This window comes from Actinokineospora sp. UV203 (assembly GCF_056323665.1).
On the sequence record NZ_CM150484.1, the window covers coordinates 1,802,760 to 1,820,115 of the forward strand.

The 17,356-nt window shown below is 68.0% G+C and carries 15 protein-coding genes and 1 tRNA gene; 6 read left to right on the top strand and 10 right to left on the bottom strand.

Translation table 11 applies throughout. The features are described from left to right. Positions 1–63 precede the first annotated feature (63 nt). Positions 64–2,718 (bottom strand): DNA polymerase I, encoded by a 2,655-nt coding sequence (polA, locus tag ACUZ2Y_RS08135; protein WP_476331666.1) that lies wholly within the window; start codon positions 2,716–2,718, stop codon positions 64–66. 175 nt (positions 2,719–2,893) lie between these two features. Here polA and ACUZ2Y_RS08140 point away from each other — a divergent pair, with 175 nt between their 5' ends. Next, the gene (locus ACUZ2Y_RS08140; protein ID WP_476328493.1) at positions 2,894–3,328 is read left to right on the top strand and encodes a hotdog fold thioesterase; all 435 of its coding nucleotides are present in this window, start codon (positions 2,894–2,896) and stop codon (positions 3,326–3,328) included. Here the strand turns inward: ACUZ2Y_RS08140 and ACUZ2Y_RS08145 are convergent. From ACUZ2Y_RS08145 to ACUZ2Y_RS08175, 7 genes are all read right to left on the bottom strand, one after another. Further along, positions 3,325–3,492, bottom strand: a complete 168-nt coding sequence (locus ACUZ2Y_RS08145) for a DUF397 domain-containing protein (RefSeq protein ID WP_476328495.1) — start codon at positions 3,490–3,492, stop codon at positions 3,325–3,327. The genes ACUZ2Y_RS08140 and ACUZ2Y_RS08145 overlap by 4 nt on opposite strands. A 6-nt stretch (positions 3,493–3,498) precedes the next feature. Continuing rightward, positions 3,499–4,341 (bottom strand): helix-turn-helix domain-containing protein, encoded by an 843-nt coding sequence (locus ACUZ2Y_RS08150; RefSeq protein ID WP_476328497.1) that lies wholly within the window; start codon positions 4,339–4,341, stop codon positions 3,499–3,501. Positions 4,342–4,463: 122 nt separating this feature from the next. Beyond that, a complete protein-coding gene (locus ACUZ2Y_RS08155; RefSeq protein WP_476328499.1) occupies positions 4,464–5,177 on the bottom strand; it encodes an ABC transporter ATP-binding protein in 714 nt (237 codons plus the stop codon). Next, positions 5,174–6,058 (bottom strand): ABC transporter ATP-binding protein, encoded by an 885-nt coding sequence (locus ACUZ2Y_RS08160; RefSeq protein ID WP_476328501.1) that lies wholly within the window; start codon positions 6,056–6,058, stop codon positions 5,174–5,176. Before ACUZ2Y_RS08160 ends, ACUZ2Y_RS08155 begins: the two co-directional genes overlap by 4 nt. Continuing rightward, a complete protein-coding gene (locus ACUZ2Y_RS08165) occupies positions 6,055–7,794 on the bottom strand; it encodes a branched-chain amino acid ABC transporter permease (RefSeq protein WP_476328503.1) in 1,740 nt (579 codons plus the stop codon). The genes ACUZ2Y_RS08160 and ACUZ2Y_RS08165 overlap by 4 nt, the downstream gene beginning before the upstream one ends. After that, entirely contained in the window at positions 7,791–8,720 is a 930-nt protein-coding gene (locus ACUZ2Y_RS08170) for a branched-chain amino acid ABC transporter permease (protein ID WP_476328505.1), read from the bottom strand. The genes ACUZ2Y_RS08165 and ACUZ2Y_RS08170 overlap by 4 nt, the downstream gene beginning before the upstream one ends. Before the next feature lie 84 nt (positions 8,721–8,804). Next, complete coding sequence (locus ACUZ2Y_RS08175; RefSeq protein WP_476328507.1) at positions 8,805–10,034, bottom strand: branched-chain amino acid ABC transporter substrate-binding protein; 1,230 nt, start codon at positions 10,032–10,034, stop codon at positions 8,805–8,807. 364 nt (positions 10,035–10,398) lie between these two features. Here ACUZ2Y_RS08175 and ACUZ2Y_RS08180 point away from each other — a divergent pair, with 364 nt between their 5' ends. Next, positions 10,399–12,165, top strand: a complete 1,767-nt coding sequence (locus tag ACUZ2Y_RS08180) for a hypothetical protein (RefSeq protein ID WP_476328509.1) — start codon at positions 10,399–10,401, stop codon at positions 12,163–12,165. On the opposite strand, the gene ACUZ2Y_RS08185 is transcribed toward ACUZ2Y_RS08180, so the two are convergent. After that, positions 12,162–12,764: an ANTAR domain-containing response regulator gene (locus ACUZ2Y_RS08185; protein WP_476328511.1), complete on the bottom strand. Its 603-nt coding sequence runs from the start codon at positions 12,762–12,764 to the stop codon at positions 12,162–12,164. The two genes, ACUZ2Y_RS08180 and ACUZ2Y_RS08185, sit on opposite strands and share 4 nt — an antisense overlap. 154 nt (positions 12,765–12,918) lie before the next feature. Here ACUZ2Y_RS08185 and ACUZ2Y_RS08190 point away from each other — a divergent pair. Then, positions 12,919–12,995, top strand: a tRNA-Leu gene (locus ACUZ2Y_RS08190). A 108-nt stretch (positions 12,996–13,103) separates the two neighbouring features. Here the strand turns inward: ACUZ2Y_RS08190 and ACUZ2Y_RS08195 are convergent. Then, positions 13,104–14,033 carry a sugar-binding transcriptional regulator gene (locus ACUZ2Y_RS08195; protein ID WP_476328513.1) on the bottom strand — a complete coding sequence of 310 codons (930 nt, stop codon included), beginning with the start codon at positions 14,031–14,033 and terminating at the stop codon, positions 13,104–13,106. 168 nt (positions 14,034–14,201) lie between these two features. On the opposite strand from ACUZ2Y_RS08195, the gene ACUZ2Y_RS08200 reads away from it, so the two are divergent. Genes ACUZ2Y_RS08200 through ACUZ2Y_RS08210 form a run of 3 tightly spaced genes read left to right on the top strand, consistent with a single transcriptional unit; the run spans position 14,202 to position 17,084 of the window. Next, on the top strand, positions 14,202–15,608 hold the full coding sequence (locus ACUZ2Y_RS08200) for a PTS mannitol transporter subunit IIBC (RefSeq protein WP_476328515.1): 1,407 nt from the start codon (positions 14,202–14,204) through the stop codon (positions 15,606–15,608). Beyond that, positions 15,601–16,047, top strand: a complete 447-nt coding sequence (locus tag ACUZ2Y_RS08205; RefSeq protein WP_476328517.1) for a PTS mannitol transporter subunit IIA — start codon at positions 15,601–15,603, stop codon at positions 16,045–16,047. Before ACUZ2Y_RS08200 ends, ACUZ2Y_RS08205 begins: the two co-directional genes overlap by 8 nt. Then, positions 16,044–17,084 carry a zinc-dependent dehydrogenase gene (locus tag ACUZ2Y_RS08210; protein WP_476328519.1) on the top strand — a complete coding sequence of 347 codons (1,041 nt, stop codon included), beginning with the start codon at positions 16,044–16,046 and terminating at the stop codon, positions 17,082–17,084. Before ACUZ2Y_RS08205 ends, ACUZ2Y_RS08210 begins: the two co-directional genes overlap by 4 nt. Positions 17,085–17,356 lie beyond the last annotated feature (272 nt).

Consider the following 17,356-nt stretch of genomic DNA (forward strand, 5'->3'; position numbering starts at 1 on the left):
GCCCTTGCCCGCGCTGTGACGTGCGACGCCAAAAGCCGCGCGGAGGGTGGGTGGCGGTTTCTCCTAGTGGGCTGCCTCGTTCCAGGAGCGGCCGAAGCCGACGGAGACGTCCAGGGGGACGCGGAGTTCGTAGGCGCCGCCCATTTCCTTGCGTACCAACGCTTCCACCGCTTCGTGTTCGCCGGGGGCGACATCCAGCACGAGTTCGTCGTGGACCTGCAGGAGCATTCGGCTGCGCAGACCCGCCGCGACCAGTTCCCGCTGGACGTACAGCATGGCGACCTTGATGATGTCGGCGGCGCTGCCCTGGATGGGGGCGTTGAGCGCCATCCGTTCGGCCATCTCGCGGCGCTGGCGGTTGTCGCTGGTGAGGTCGGGCAGGTAGCGGCGGCGACCGAAGATGGTCTCGGTGTAGCCGTCCTTGCGGGCCAGGCCGACGAGTTCCTGGAGGTAGTCGCGGACGCCGCCGAAGCCGGCGAAGTAGTCGTCCATCAGCCCGCGTGCCTCTTCGGTGGAGATGCGTAGCTGCTGCGAGAGCCCGTATGCCGAAAGGCCATATGCCAGGCCGTAGTTCATCGCCTTGATCTTGGCGCGCTGCTCGCCGGTGACTTCCGTCGGCGACACCGAAAAGACCTTGGCGGCGGTGGCGGCGTGGAAGTCGAAGCCGGAGTTGAACGCCTCGATCAGCGCCTCGTCGCCCGACAGGTGCGCCATGATCCGCATCTCGATCTGGCTGTAGTCGGCGGTGAGCAGCTCCGCGTAGCCGTTGCCGACGATGAAGGCGTCGCGGATCGTGCGGCCCGCTTCGGTGCGGATCGGGATGTTCTGCAGGTTCGGCTCGGTGGAGGAGAGCCGACCGGTGGCCGCGATGGTCTGGTTGAACGTGGTGTGGATGCGGCCGTCGTCGCCGACCGACTTGAGCAAACCCTCGACGGTGACTTTGAGCCGCATCGCGTCGCGGTGTTCGAGCAGGTGCTTGAGAAACTCGTTCTCGGTCTGTGCGTAGAGCGTGGTCAGCGCCTCGGCGTCGGTGGTGTAGCCGGTTTTGGTCTTCTTTGTCTTCGGCATACCCAGCTCGTCGAAAAGGACGACCTGGAGCTGCTTGGGCGAGCCGAGGTTGATTTCCTTGCCGATAGCCTTGAACGCCTCTTGCTCGGCGTCGCGCACGCGGGCGGCGAAGTGGGACTCCAGTTCGCTGAGCTTCTCCGTGTCGACGGCGATGCCCGCCGCCTCCAGTTCGGCGAGGACGCGCAGCAGGGGCAGCTCCATGTCGCCGAGGAGCGTGTACTGGCCGGCGTCGCGCAGGGCGGTGTCGAGCGCGTCGGCCAACTCGGCGATCGCGCGGGCGCGCAGGATCTCGCCGGCTGCGACCTTGCGGTCGTCATCGCCTTCCTCGTCGAGCAGGGACAGCTGCTGCTCCCCCGCCGTGTCCTCGACGCGCAGTTCGCGCTTGAGGTAGCGCAGGACCAGGTCGTCGAGGGTGAAGGTGCGCTGACCCGGGCGGACCAGGTACGCGGCCAGCGCGGTGTCGGTCGCCAGGCCTTCGAGGGACCAGCCGCGGTTGCGCAGGGCGTGCAGCGAGCGCTTGACGTCGTGGGCGAGCTTGGGGATGTCCGGGTCGGCCAGCCAGTCGCGGAACGCGCGCTCGTCGTCCTCGGTCAGCGCGGTGACGTCGACATACACGCCTTCGCCGCCGGCGGTGGACAGCGCGACGGCCTTCAGCTCGACGGCCTGGCCGGACACGCCGACCTGGTCGTCCTTGAACGACAGGCCGATGCGGGTGCCCTTCGGCGCGTGCTTCGCCAGCCAGCCGGGCAGCTCGCCGGGCTCCAGGGCGCCGCCGCTGACCTCGAAGCCTTCGTCTGCTTCGGGCTCGGCGCTGGTGAGCGTGGCGAAGAGCCGGTCGCGCAGGACGCGGAACTCAAGCTCGTCGAACAGCCGGTGCACGGCGTCGCGGTCCCACGCGCGCACGGCGAGTTGGCCAGGGGTCAGCTCAAGGGGGACGTCGCGGACCAGCTCGGTGAGCTGGCGGTTCATCATGACCGCCGACAGGTTCGCCCGCAGCGAGTCGCCGACCTTGCCCTTGACCTCGTCCACGCGGTCGATCAGGTCGTTGAGCGAGCCGAACTGCTGGATCCACTTGGTGATCGTCTTCTCGCCGACACCGGGGACCTTCGGCAGGTTGTCGCTCGGGTCGCCACGCAGGGCCGCGAAGTCCGGGTACTGCGCGGGCGTGACGCCGTACTTCGCGAGGACGGCATCCGGGGTGTACCGGGCCAGCTCGGAGACGCCCTTGACCGGGTAGAGGACGGTGACGTGCTCGTTGACGAGCTGGAGGGCGTCTCGGTCGCCGGTACAGATGGACACGTCGAACCCGTCGGCCACGGCCTGGGTGGTCAGCGTGGCGATGAGGTCGTCGGCCTCGAAGTTCTCCTTGGCCAGCTTCGGGATGCAGAGGGCGTTGAGGACTTCCTCGATGAGGCTGACCTGGCCCTTGAACTCATCCGGGCTGGCGCTGCGGTTGGCCTTGTACTCGGGGAACGACTCACTGCGGAACGTCTTGCGGGAGACGTCGAAGCACACGGCGAGGTGCGTGGGAGCTTCGTCACGCAGGAGGTTGATCAGCATGGAGGTGAAGCCGTAGACGGCGTTGGTGTGCTGGCCGGTTCCCGTGGAGAAGTTCTCCTTGGGCAGCGCGAAGAACGCCCGATAGGCCATCGAGTGCCCGTCGATCAAAAGCAATCGGCGGCCTTCGGTGGTGGTGGCGGGGAGCGGTCGGGTTTCGGTCTGCGCTGGCACGCCGCGAGTCTAGGCTGGGGCACTGACAGCTTTGCCGAGAGTCGGGGTCGGTCGACCCGCTGTCACCCATCGGAGTCACCCAGCGGAGGTCCCCTTGAGCACGATTGATCCGTCGAAGATCCCCGGTCTGCGCCCGGAAGTGGCCGATCAGCTGCTCGCCGACAAGCTCGGCATCGAGGTGACGGAGTGGGACAAGGACCGGCTGGTCGCGACCATGCCGGTCAAGGGGAACCTGCAGCCGTACGGCTTGCTGCACGGCGGTGCGAGCGCGGTGCTCGCGGAGACGCTGGGCTCGATCGCGGCGGCGTTGAACGCGCCCGAGGGAAAGCTGGTCGTCGGGTTGGAGCTGTCGTGCACGCACCACCGGGCGGCCCGTGAGGGCTTGGTGACGGCGGTGTGCACGCCGCTGCACGTGGGGCGGTCGACATCGACGTTCGAGATCGTGATGACCGAGGACAGCGGCAAGCGCACCTGCACGGCGCGGCTGACGTGCGTGGCCCTGGACCGTGCGCCGGGCGATAAGGGCTAGAGGTCGGCGAGGCGCTGAGGTGACCAGGAAGACTCCGGGAACCTCAGCGTTCCGCCATCAGGATTCTTGGAATCCCGCAAACGAAGATCTGTGGAGTAGGAAACCTCGACACACGCGGCTTCGGTGGGATTGCTGAACGTCGACTTCCGCCACTCCGCGTGCACCGTGTTTCAGCTCCGTTCGTAGTCGGCCGCCATCCTGGTCAGGAAGTTCACCGTATCGGCGGACCCCAGCGCGAACCCCATCAGCGTATCAGTGCGATCTTGAAACCGGCTGACGCCGGCGGGGGCGTCGATGAACCCTGCCACACCAAAATGCTCTACATAGGCGATCGGCGGGGCTTCGGCGAATCCCATCATGATGTACATGCCGGGATTCGGATAAGCGCCGTGTCGGTTGGGGATCACATGGATGTTGATGTGCGGCATCTTTGCCCGGCCGATCAGCCAATTGATCTGCTGCACCATCACCTCTGATCCACCGCATGGCCGACGCAGGACAGCCTCGTCGATAACGGCGGTGTACTGGGGGCTCAGCAGTTTGGCCAGCACCTTCTGCCGATTGAGGCGCGCTTCGACCATCGCGTCTAGATCCGACCCCGTCACGCCCACAGCGGCGTGCTGCGCACGCACGTAGGCAGGCGTTTGCAGGAGACCAGGCACGACAGCGGGCGCGAACTCCATCAGGGATCGCGCCTGGGACTCGAACGCGGCGAGGAAGGGAAGCAGCCAGGGAAGCCGGTCACCAGTCTCGAACCATTCCAGGGCATCCAGATTCTCGGCCAATTCGAGGATCCGTCCGCGATCGGAACCAGTCACCCCGTATAGCGCCAATAGCCCGGCCACATCCGTGATCGGGGATACACGCCTGGCCTTTTCGCTTCGGTTGACCGTGGCGGGCGACGTGCCTATCCCCTGCGCCGCATCCCGGGTGTTCAAGCCCATCCGGGCCCGAGCCGCCGCCAGTTCCATTCCCAACGCCCGCATGCGGGCGGGCTGCCGATTGGTGATCATGCGGCAATCAGACCGGTACTTCTCACGCTCCGCAACGCGACCGTTCGACTGAGTGATTACGGCCCCCGAAACGCCGCGAGGGCCGCACCCCATCGGGATGCGGCCCTCGCGGGTGGTGAAACCTAGTCCTCGCCGAGGTAGGCCGCACGAACACGCGAGTCAGCCAGCAGGTCGTGACCCGGGCCTTCCAGCGTCGTGCGTCCCAGGTCGACCACGTAACCGCGGTCGGACTGGGCGAGAGCCGCCAAAGCGTTCTGCTCGACCAACAGAATGGTCGTGCCCTGGGCCTGCAGTTCCTTGATGGTGTCGAAGATGGTCTGCGTCATGATCGGCGACAACCCCATCGAGGGTTCGTCGAGCATGAGCAAACGCGGCTTCGCCATCATCGCCCGGCCGATGGCGAGCATCTGCTGCTCACCACCGGAGAACAACCCCGCCTTCTGCTGGCGGCGCTGACCGAGCACCGGGAACAGCTCGTAGACCCGCTGCATGTCCTTCGCGACACCCGTGTCCTTGCGGACGTAGGCACCAAGCTGCAGGTTCTCCTCGACCGTCATCCGACCGAAGAGCCTGCGGCCCTCGGGACAGTGCGCCACGCCCTTCTCCAGGATCTCGTGCGCGTCGGCGTTGGCGATCGACTTCCCCTCGAACCGGATGTCGCCCGCCTTCGGCCGGAGCAGCCCCGAGATGGTGCGCAGCGTGGTGGTCTTGCCCGCGCCGTTGCTGCCGATGAGGCTGACGATCTGGCCCTCTTCGACGGAGAACGAAACGTCCCGGACGGCTTCGATCGCGCCGTAGGCGACGCTGAGGTTCTCTACCTCGAGCAGTGCGGTCACTGCTGTCCTCCCTCGTTGGGGCGTGGATCGCGGATGGGCTCCATGATGGAAGTGCGCTCCGCCGACTTCTCCGCCGCGTACGCGTCCACCTCCGCCTGGACCTCCTCCGGGGGCTTGCCCAGGTAGGCCTCGATGACCCGCGGGTCACCTCGGACGACCTCGGGGGCGCCTTCCACCAGCAGTTCGCCCTGCACAAGCACCGACACGTGGTCACACAACGAGAAAATGAACTTCGTGTCGTGCTCGATGACCACCACGGCGATACCCAGCTCGCGGATCGCGAAGATCAGCTGCCGGGCCGCCTCGGTCTCCTGCGGGTTCATGCCCGCCGTGGGCTCGTCGAGCAGCAGGACCGCCGGATCGGTGGCCAGTGCTCGGGCGATCTCCAGGCGGCGCTGGTCGCCGTAGGGCAGGTTCCGCGCGAGTTCGTCGTCCAAACCGGACAGTCCGACGAAGTCGAGCAGCTCCAGGCAGCGGTTGCGCGCGTCCTCTTCGCCCTTCTTGAAGGACGGACCGTGGAACAGCGACGCGATCGGGCCCTGCTTCATCCGCGAGTGCCGTCCCACCAGGACGTTCTCCAGCGCGGTCATGCTGGGGAACAGCCGGATGTTCTGGAACGTGCGCGCCACACCGGCGACGGTGACCTGGGCCGGGTCGCTGGGCAGCGTGCGCCCCTTGAGCCGGACCGAGCCGCGGGTCGGGGTGTAGAGACCCGTGAGGCAGTTGAAGAACGTGGTCTTGCCCGCGCCGTTCGGACCGATCAGCCCGAGGATCTGGCCCTCGTGCAGCTCGATGTTGACGTCCTTGAGCGCGGTCAGACCGCCGAAGACCATGGTGACGTTGGACGCCGACAACACTGGTGCATTGCTGGTCGCGGTCATCGGGCCACCTGCGCCTTCGCGCCGCCGGGGGTGTCGTCAGGCAAGTTGAGCTCCTCGATCGGCCGTCCTTCGGCGCCTTCATTGGCCAACTCGGCGCGTCGGTGCCGGTCCGGCACCAGTCCCTGCGGCCGGAAGCGCATGATCAGCACCAGCGCGAGGCCGAAGAGCAGGAGCCGGTAGTCGGAGAACTCACGCAGCTTCTCCGGCAGCACCAACAGCAGCGCCGCACCGAGCACGGCGCCTGGGATGGAACCCATGCCGCCCAGAATCACCGCTGCCAGCAGCGTCACCGACTCGATGAACTGGAAGCTGTCGTAGGCGACCGTCGAGGTCTTGTGCGCGAACACCGCACCGGCCAGACCGGCCAGCGTGGCGCCGATGACGAAGGCGAGGATCTTCGCCTTGCCGGTCTTGATGCCCATGGCGCGCGCCGCGTCCTCGTCCTCGCGGATCGCGATCCAGGAACGGCCGATGCGCGAGTCCTTGAGGTTCGCGAACACCACCATCACCAGCGCGACGAGCACGATGATCAGGACGTAGTACAGGACGCCGGAGGGCAGCTTGACCGCACCGATGGTGAGCGACTCGTCGAACGGCTTGCCGAACCAGTCGATCGCCGGAACACCCGGGATCGCGTTCGCGCCGCCGGTGAGTCCACCGATGTCGTTCTGCGCGGACTTCTTGAAGATCTCACCGAAGGCCAGCGTCACGATCGCGAGGTAGTCACCGCGCACCCGCAGCGTCGGCGAGCCGACGATTCCGCCGAAGATGCCCGCGACGATCGCGGCGATGATGGCCGCCACCAGGAACGGCAGCTCACCCTCGATGCCGAGCTTGGAGGTGACCGCGCCGGAGAAGTTCGCCGCGACGAATGCGCCGATTCCGAGGAACGCGACGTATCCGAGGTCGAGCAGACCCGCGAGGCCGACGACGATGTTCAGACCGATCGCGGTCGCGGCGTAGACGCCGATGTTGGCCGCGGTGGTCATCCAGTAGTCGGTGCCCGCCTCGGTGAACGGCAGCGCCAAGGCGACCGCGAGCAGCACGATGACGCTGAACCACTTGTGCTCGTCGGAAAGCCGGGAGATCCAGCCGGTGAGGCCGATCCCGTGCAGGGCGCCCAGCACACCGGCCAGGAATGCCAGCAGCGACAGGAAGATCGGGCCCGCGTACGGGTTGCCGACACCGCCCTGACCACCGGCGTTGAGCATCATGGCGACGGCGAGCAGCAGCGCGACGTAGGCGATGATCAGCGCCGCGTAGGCGACCAGGCGCGGAACCTTGGTGTCCCAATGCGGAATGGGCTCAAGCTCGCCCGCCTTGGTCGAGACCGAGATCAGCACGCCCGCCACGATGGCGACGATGCCACCGAAGGCGAAGTTGCCGTCGATCGCCGTGATGGCGCCGAGCCCGCCGCCATTGGCCAGGATGAACCCGGTGTTCACGACGGCGATGCCGGTCAGGCCCCAGCCGAGCGCGCGGTGCACACGGTTGCGAACCTTGAACGGGGCGAACGCCACGACCAGCACCACGATGCCGATGAGCAGGGTGTGCAGGCGGAACCCGCTCACCGCGTACGGCGCGTCAAAGAACTGCAGTGTCGCCTTGTCCGGGTAAGGACCGTCATTGAGGCGGAAAGTCGCCCACGGCAGCAGGGCCGCGATGATCGCCAGCACGCCGCCCGCGATGATCAGCATGCGTGCCTGGGCAGGCGAGAGAACTTCCTTGACACTCATGCGCGCACCCTTTCCGGCTCACCGAACAGACCCTGCGGCCGGAAGACCAGGACCACGATCAGGATGACGAAGATCCACACCAGGTCGTACTGGGTGCCACCCGGCATGTACTGACCCGACAGGGTCTTCACGATGCCGATCGCGAACCCGCCGATCACCGCGCCCTTGATGCTGCCGACTCCGCCAAGGACCGCCGCGGTGAACGCGAAGATGCCGTAGAGGAAGCCGACCTCGGTGTCGACGTTGGTGATCTGGATGCCGTAGAGCACGCCGGCGATGCCCGCAAGGGCGGCACCGATGACGAAGGTGAGCACGATGGTGCGGTTCGGGTTCACGCCCATGAGCCGGGCGGTGTCCGGGTCCTGCGCGGTGGCGCGCATCGCGCGACCCATCCGCGATTTGGTGATGTAGGTCTGCAGGACCACCGCGCCGATGATCGACACGGCGATCATCAGGAGGGCGGTGGAGCCGACAGTGACAGTTCCACCGAAGACGTTCGCGGTGAACTGCTTATCGACGAAGACTCGCGGGAAGGGGACCGGAGCGGTCGCGCCCGGGTACCACAGGCGGACAGCTTCCTTCAGAACAACCGAGACACCCAATGCGGTGATCAACGGTGCCAGTCGCGGCGCGTTGCGCAGCGGACGGTAGGCGAACCGTTCGACGATCACCGAGAGGATGACGGCGACAAGCGCGCCACCGAGAGCCATCAGCGGGAGCGCGACCCACCAGTCGCTCTTCCAGCTCTCGGGAAGGATGTAGGAGTAAGTCGCGAGCGAGGCGAACCCGCCCACCATGAAGACCTCGCCATGAGCGAAGTTGATCAACTGGATGATGCCATACACCATCGTGTAGCCCAGCGCGATGAGCGCGATCAAGCCGCCCAGCACGAGGCCGTTAACAAGCTGCTGTAGCAGCGTGGCCACGTCTACCTCCAAGAGTGGCGGGGGCAGGCTTCATTGCCTACCCCCGCCACAACCGTCTATTGGACAAAGAGCTTTGCCGCTGGATCAGCCGCCGAACGTGCCGGTCTCGTCAGCCGCCCACTTGCCCGCGGTCACCTTGTAGACGGTCAGCAGCTTGTTGGTGCTGTCGCCGTACTGGTCGAACTTGATCTCACCGGTGGCACCCTGGGCGGAGTACTCGCCGACGTTCTTGATCAGGTCAGCGCGCTTGTCGTCGCCCCACGTGCCCGAGTCGCCGAGGGCCTTGCCCAGCGAAGCGATGATGGCGTTGGTGGCGTCGTAGGAGAAGGCGCCGTACGCGCTGAACTTGTCCTTGTAGTTCTTCGCCGTGTAAGCGTCGACGAAGGCCTTCGCGCTCGGCAGGGTCTCGGTGGGCGCGCCGACCGAGGTGGCCAGGTCACCTTCCTTGCCGCCGAGGTCGATGTACTTGTCGTCGTAGATGCCGTCGCCACCCATGACCGGGATGTTCAGACCGGCGTCCTTCATCTGCTTCGAGAGCGGACCCGCCTGCGGGTACTCGCCGCCGTAGTAGACCGCGTCCGGGTTGGAGCCCTTGATGGTGCCGATGACACCGGAGAAGTCGGTGTCGCGCTCGCCGACCTTCGCCGACGCGGCGATCTTGGCGCCGTCCTTCTCGGCCTGCTTCTTGAACTCCGCCGCGAGGCCCTCACCGTAGGTCTTGCCGTCGGTGATGATGGCGATGTTCTTCTTGCCCGCCTTGCCGACCAGGTACTTGGCCGCGAACGGGCCCTGCAGGTCGTCGGTGGCGCAAACGCGGAAGTAGTTCTCGAAACCGCGCTTGGGGGCGGTGCCGTACTCGGCGCCACGCGTCAGCGACGGGTTCGTGTTGGCGGGCGACACCATCACGATGTTCTTGCCCTTGAGGATCGGCTGCACGCTCTGCGCGACCGAGGAGTTCAGCGTGCCGACGACGCCGACAACATTCGCGTTAGAGGAAAGCCTGGTGGCTGCCTGCGCGCCGACCTGAGCCGTTGCCTGGTCGTCTTCGGTCTGCACTGCGAGCTTGTAGCCCTTGACAGCGCACTTCTCGTTGGCCTGGTCGGCCGCGAGCTGCGCGGAGTTCTTGATGCCGAGGCCAAGCGCGGACAGACCACCGGACTGCGGCGCGATAACGCCGATGACCAGGGTGCCCTTGCCCTGGTCACAGGCCTGGTTGCCTCCGCCCGCACCGGTCTCTTCCTTGTTGGTGCCACAGGCTGCGAGCAACAACGCGCCAGCGACCAGCGCCGCGGCCTTCACCGTCTGGTTACGCACGTGACGTCCCTTCTCCGCTTCGTCCGACAATGCCGTACAGCATGCCGAACCTCGCCCTCATACCTATTTGAGGGTTGGGGCGGAAAGTAGTGACCTGACGAGGAGTAGTCACGCGCCTAGGCTGCTCGTGACCAGACTGCAACGAAAGTGAGCGCTGGTGTTCGACACCCGGACACTGGGCTCTGATGGGGTTCGCATTAGCGAGACGTGCCAATACGCTGCGGTCGTGGTCAGCGGAAAACGAGTGCTCATCTGGGTGGGAGCGGTCGCCGTGCTCGTGGGGGCCGTCCTGACGTTGCGTACGCCGAGTGACGACACACCGCCTCCGGAGCGACCTTCGACCAGCACCGCGCCCCCTGAACGGGTGAGTCGATTCGCCGACGACCGGGTGCTGCTCCCCGAGCCCGGAAAGCCGCCCGCGGCGCCTCGCGACGTGGCCTCCGCGCCCGCCCCCGGTCGGCTGCGGGTGTGGTGGGCCGACAGCGACGCGGCGGGATACGAGGTGCGCTGGGACGGCGGCGGCGCACCCGCCCGGACGAAGCTCGTCGCGGCGCCGGACACCCAGCTCGACGGACTGGTCGACGACGCCGACTACAAGATCGAGGTGCGGGCCGTCGACAGCTTCGGGCAGCGGTCCGAGCCCACTGTTGTCGGCGGCAGGCCCGGCCGCGGCGACGTCGGGTGGCGTGAGGGTCTGACCGGGCTGCTCGACGAGTTCCGCGACGACGCGTCCGTGCGGTCCGACGTGCCCGGGTCGCTGTGGCACCTGTCCGGCTACCGGGGGTGCGTGGACCTGGGCGCGCGTTCACCCGGTGAGGTGGGGCTGCCGATCGATCTCGGGTGCGGGGCCGACGAAGCGGTCCTGCGGGCCCGGCAGCCGCTGCGGCTGGCCGAGTCCGGCGACGGCCTGCTCGGGCGTTTCGTGGTCCTCACCGACGCGGCGGGCCCGGGTGGGCGGCTGACGCTCGACCTGGTGCCGGGGCCGGCGGACCGGATCGGCGCGGTCCGCAGCACGCCGCACGCGGGTGAGGACCCGACGCTGCCCGCGGGAGCCATCCGGGTGCTGGTGGACGACGGGGGCGTGCGGGTCAACACGGGCGCGGACTTGGACCAGCGGACCGTGACCGCGCAGGTGCCGCCGACGGTGCCCGCGCGTGGGGGCGGCGTGCTGCATCTGTTCGAGGTTCGGGTGACCACGTCGGGTGTGTTCGTGCTGCAGGACGGGCGCACGGTCGGGGTGTCGGGGGCGGTGCCGCGCTGGTCGGAGGCGTCGGCGCTGATCGGGATGCGCGGGCCGCAAGGCAGGCGTTCGCGGGTCCATGTCGCCACGGCCGGGTTCAGCGGGCCACCCGCTCTTTTGCCGTCGGTGGTGGAGAGGTCGGTCAACCCGGCCACCCGGCAGGTGCTGGCGCCGGACGCGCCCGCCCCGGCCCTGGGGATCTCGCGGCGGCTGCTGGCGGACGCGCTGTCGGCGCGGATCGTGGTGACGATGACGGTGTCCGGCTCGGTGGACACGACCGCGGCGACGATCCAGCTGGGCGCCGATGTGCTGCCCGCACCGCCCGCCGTGCCGGGTCCGCCCAGGTCGGCGGGGTCGACGGTGACGGTGATCGCCGAGGTGCCGCAGGCTCTGCTCGGCGCCGATGGGGAGGCGCTGAGCCCGTTCGTGGTGCGCGCGCCGGGGGCGGAACCGGGGGCGGTGGTCCAGGAGAGCTACCTGGAGCTGGCGCTGGCCACTCCCCCACCGCCTGAAGCGCCGCGGGGAGCCGACCGCGCCGCCCGCGACGCCCTGCCCACCCTGTCGATCGAACTGGGCGACTCGGGTGGCGTCCCGATGCCGACGCCGACGGTGACCCCGCAAGGGAGGCTCGTGGTCACGGTGCGGCTCGCGGGGGAACGGTCCCAATGGGACACCGGGGCGGTGGCGGGCGTGCAGGGGTTCCAACTGTGGGCCGACGGGCGGATGGTCGCGAGCCTGCCGACGTCACTCGGCGGGCCGTCACCGGGCGGGGTCTACTCGATCCCGTTGTCGCTCAACGGGTTCACGTCGGGCAGGCACGTGCTGGAGGTGCGGGTGATCGGGGTCGACGGGGACCGGACGTCGGTGTTGGAAAGCTTTACCGTGGTCTAGTTGATGTTGTCCACGACGGCTTCGGCGACGGCCTTCATCGTGGTGCGGCGGTCCATCGCGGTGCGCTGGATCCAGCGGAACGCCTCCGGCTCGGACAGGCCCTGCTTGCTCATCAGCAGACCCTTGGCCCGCTCGATGACCTTGCGCGTCTCCAACCGCTCGGTCAGCCCCGCGACCTCGGTCTCCAGCGCCTGCAGCTCGGAGAACCGGCTGACGGCCAGCTCGATCGCCGGCACCAGGTCGTGCTTGGCGAACGGCTTGACGAGATAGGCCATGGCGCCGGCGTCCCGGGCCCGCTCGACCAGGTCCCGCTGACTGAACGCCGTCAACATGACAACCGGAGCGATCCGCTCACCGGCGATCATGGTGGCGGCCTCGATGCCGTCCATCTTGGGCATCTTGACGTCGAGGATCACCAAATCTGGCTTGAGTTCACCGGCCAGCCGCACGGCCTCTTCACCGTCGCCCGCCTCACCGGCGACCTCGTACCCCTCTTCCCGGAGCATCTCGACCAGGTCGAGCCGGATCAACGCCTCATCCTCGGCCACCAGCACCCGACGGGGAGCGGGACCTTGGGCCTCGGTAGCCACATCGGTCACCGGGGTCCTCCTTGCTACCGGAAACGGGAAGCCTGAAGCCTACCGCCGCGTAACCCGCGTGGGTCCCAGGCCGGACGTGACGGCGCTGACATCACCCGGTAGCGCCAACCCTCGCGCGCCTGTTCGAGGTGATCGCGTAGAGTCCTCCACCGACGCCCCCGTAGCCCAACCGGCAGAGGCAGCGGACTCAAAATCCGTCCAGTGTCAGTTCGACTCTGACCGGGGGCACCATCTCCCAGCACGCTGTGTCCGGCCGTCAGTGGCCATCTACGGCTGTCCGTTCCCGAGTCGTCCCAACTCATCGCCTTCTCGATCCGGGCGGGGGACGCTCCCAGTGGATCAAGAATCGCTGTTGGCCAGGAGTGCCCGGGCGGCTCCCGCGTCTGTCACCAGGGTGGTGATGAAGTCCGCCCTGAGCGCGGCGCGGATGGCGGTGGATTTGTCTTCGCCGCCCGCCACGGCGATGACCTCCGGGATGGCGCGGAGTTCCTCGACCGTGATCGCGATGATCCGGTCGGCGAAGTCCGGGACCGGGGCGCCGTTCTCGTTGAGCAACTGGCCGCAGATGTCGGCGCGCACACCGCCCGCGCACAGGGCGGTCTGGTCCGCGGCGGGCAGCGAGTCGAACAGCAGGGAGTCGGGGGGCTGCCAGGAGCCGACCGCCACGACCGCCTTGGTCAGCGTGCTGTACTTCCTCATCGCGTCGGCGACCTGCGGCTGGCTCCGCAGGCTGCGGACCGTGGCGGCGCTGTCGACGATCAGGGGGGCGTAGATCGGATACGCCGGGCCGCGCGCGATGCTCGCCAGCCTTCGCACGAGGTCCACTGAGTTCTCCTCGATGCCGCCCGAGTGGACGCCGCTCAACTGCACGACAGTGAGTTTCGGCAGTTCGGTGAGGGCGCCCGCCATCTCGTGCAGCGTGCGCGAACACGCCAGGCCGACGACGTCGCCCTCGTGCACGATCTCGGTCAGGTAGTTCGCCGCGAGCCTGCCCACGTGCTCGCGGACGGATCCGCCCTCGGCCGCGGCGGCGACGATGGCCTCCTTCAGGCCGAACGCCGCGCGCAGCCGGTCTGACAGCTCGACGTCGATCTCCGCCGGCACGTCGATCTCGATCCGGACGATGCCTGCCGCCTGGGCGTCGGCCAGCATTCGGGCGACCTTGAACCGGCTCAGACCGAACTCCTCGGCGATGTCCACCTTGGAGATCCCGTCGACGTAGTACCGGCGCGCGACGCTCGCCGCCCGGATCAGCTCTGCCGGACGCATCCGGCTTGATGGGTTATCCACGTTGCTCCCTGCTCAGATGAGCGCATCATCGCTCATCTTCGCCCGCAGTCTTGACGCATGCCAACTCCGCCCAGTGTACTGATTTTGCTCGCATGAACACATGGACGCTCATATGAGCACCCGGCGAACGAAGTGGAGGCGGGGTCGATGACGACACCTGCGCTGACTGACCTTAAACACGCCCAAGGCGGAATCAGAGCCAAAGTGCAGCGATTCGGCGGGCACCTGGCGGGCATGATCATGCCCAACATCGCCGCGTTCATCGCGTGGGGACTGATCACCGCCCTGTTTATTCCCGCGGGCTGGCTGCCCAACGAGACGCTGGCCAAGCTGGTCGACCCGATGATCACCGTGCTGCTGCCAGTGCTGATCGGCTACACCGGCGGTCGGATGGTGCACGGTCAGCGCGGCGCGGTGGTCGGCGCGGTCGCCACGATCGGCGTGGTGGTCGGCGCGAGCGTGCCGATGTTCCTCGGCGCCATGGTCATCGGCCCGCTCAGCGCGTTCCTCCTCAAGCAGGTCGACGCCGCCCTCGCCAACCGCACCCGCGCGGGCTTCGAGATGCTGGTCGCCAACTTCAGCGCAGGCATCCTCGGCGGCGCGATGGCCGTGACGGGCGCGCTGGGCGTGGGGCCGGTGGTCCAGACGCTCACCAAGGCCGCGGGCAACGGGGTCGACGTGCTGGTCAGCAGCAACCTGCTGCCGCTGGTGTCGGTCATCGTGGAGCCGGCCAAGGTGCTGTTCCTGAACAACGCGCTCAACCACGGTGTGTTGGCCCCGCTGGGCGTGCAGCAGGTGACCGAGGCGGGCAAGTCGATCCTGTTCATGATTGAGACCAACCCCGGTCCCGGACTGGGCATCCTGATCGCGTACCTGCTGTTCGGCCCGCGCCTGCTGCGGCCGTCGGTGCCCGGAGCGATGATCATCCACGTCCTCGGCGGCATCCACGAGATCTACTTCCCCTACGTGCTGATGAAGCCGCGGCTCATCCTGGCCGCCATCGCGGGCGGCGCCGCGGGTGTCGGCACCGCGCTGGTCACCGGCGCGGGCCTGGTCGCGACCCCGTCACCCGGCAGCATCTTCGCCTACCTGGCGGTCACGCCGAAGGGCGCGCACTTCGGCGTGCTGGCATCGATCGTGGTGGCCACCGCGGTGTCGTTCGTCGTGGCTTCGGCCCTGCTGGGCTTCGGCCGGACACGGACCGACGAGGATGCCGTCGCGCCGGAAGAGCCGGCCCGCGAAGGGGAACGCTCGATCCCGGGCAAGGACGTGACGAGCGTGGTGGTCGCGTGCGACGCGGGCATGGGCAGCAGCGTGATGCTGGCGAGCCAGCTGACCAAGCGGCTCAAGCCCTACGGGGTCGAGGTGGTGCACAAGCCCATCAACGAGATCCCGGCAGGCGCCCGACTCGTCCTGACGCACACCGACCTGGCCGACCGGGCCCGTGGGGTGGCGCCGGACGCGGTGGTCGTGGAGTTCCGCTCCTTCCTTGGCGACCCGGTGTTCGACCAGGTCGAGACCGCGATCCGCGAGGGCGGTGACATCCGTGGCTGAGGTCCTGGCCCGACAGGCCATCCGCTTGGGGCTCGTCGCCTCGGACAAGTGGGACGCCATCGGCCAGTCCGGCGCGCTGCTCGCCGAACTCGGCGCGGTCGAGCCCGACTACCCGGCGGCCATGGTGGAGCGCGAGCGGCTGCTGACCACCTACATCGGTGAGGGCGTGGCGATCCCGCACGGCACCGACGCCAGCCGGAAACTGGTCCGCCGCACGACTCTGGGCGTGCTCCAGTTCCCCGACAGCGTGGACTGGGACGGGAACAGGGTGACCCTCTGCGTCGCCATCGCGGCCAAGGGCAGCGAACACGTCGCGGTGCTCGCGGCGCTCGCCCAGATCCTGATGGAGCCCGACCAAGCCGAAACGCTGCGCACGTCCTCCACGGTGGACGACGTGTACGACCTGCTGCACACGATCGGAAAGGACATCGACGCATGAGAGTGGCCCGTTTCTACGCCCCGGGAGACCTGCGGCTGGAGGATCTGCCGGAGCCCACGCCCGCGGCCGACGAAGTCAAGATCCGGGTGCGCAACTGTTCCACGTGCGGCACCGACGTGAAGATCTTCAACCACGGGCACCAGAACCTGTCGCCGCCGAGGGTGATCGGGCACGAGATCGCGGGCGAGGTCGTCGAGGTCGGGTCCGAAGTGGACGGCTGGTCGGTCGGCGACCGGGTGCAGGTGATCGCCGCCGTGCCGTGCGGAACCTGCCATGACTGCCGGTCCGGCCGGATGACCGTGTGCCCCAACCAGACCTCGGTCGGCTACCAGTACGACGGCGGGTTCGCCGAGTACCTGGTGGTGCCGGACGCGGTGCTCCGGGTGGACGGGCTGAACCGCATCCCGGACGGGGTGAGCTTCGCCGAGGCGTCGGTGGCCGAGCCGCTCGCCTGTGTGATCAACGGACAGGAACTGGCAGGCGTGGGCAAGGGCGACGATGTGGTGGTGGTCGGCGCGGGCCCGATCGGCTGCCTGCACGTCCGGGTGGCCCGCGCGCGCGGCGCCGCACGGGTGTTCCTGGTAGAGCTCAACCGGGCCAGGCTGGACATGTCCGCGGCCGCCGTGCGGCCCGACGCGGCCATCTGCGGGTCCGAAGTGGACATAGTGGACACCATCCGCGAACTGACCGACGGCCGCGGAGCCGACGTGGTGATCACCGCGGCGGCCTCCGGCAAAGCGCAAGAGGACGCCCTGCAACTGACCGCCCGCGGCGGCCGGATCAGCTTCTTCGGCGGCCTCCCCAAAACCGCGCCGACCATCACCCTGGACTCCAACCTGGTCCACTACCGGGAACTCACCATCGTGGGCGCCAACGGTTCCAGCCCGGCGCACAACAAGCAGGCCCTCGAGATGATCGCGTCCGGCAGCGTGCCGGTGCTCGACCTGATCACCCACCGGCTGCCACTGTCGGAGGTGTCGAAGGCCATCGGAATCGTCGCCGCGGGCGAGGCGATCAAGGTAACCCTCGAACCCTGACCTCGCCGCCCGCCAACCTGCGACGGTGACTACCGATCCCGGCCCAAGGCGACATCTTCGTCTGGGAGAACATCCTGGTGCGGTCATGGAAGTCCAAGAAGAGCGTTGCACGCGTGGGGTGACGCGCAGACCGTCGATCATGGCGGCCATGCGGAGCCCTCGGGGTGATCGCCCCGTCACCCCGCGGATCTCATCGAGGAAGTCCTGGATAGCCGGTGCGCCACAGTCGGCAGGATCCTCGGCAGTGCGCAGGCTGGTCGACAGGCTGGGCC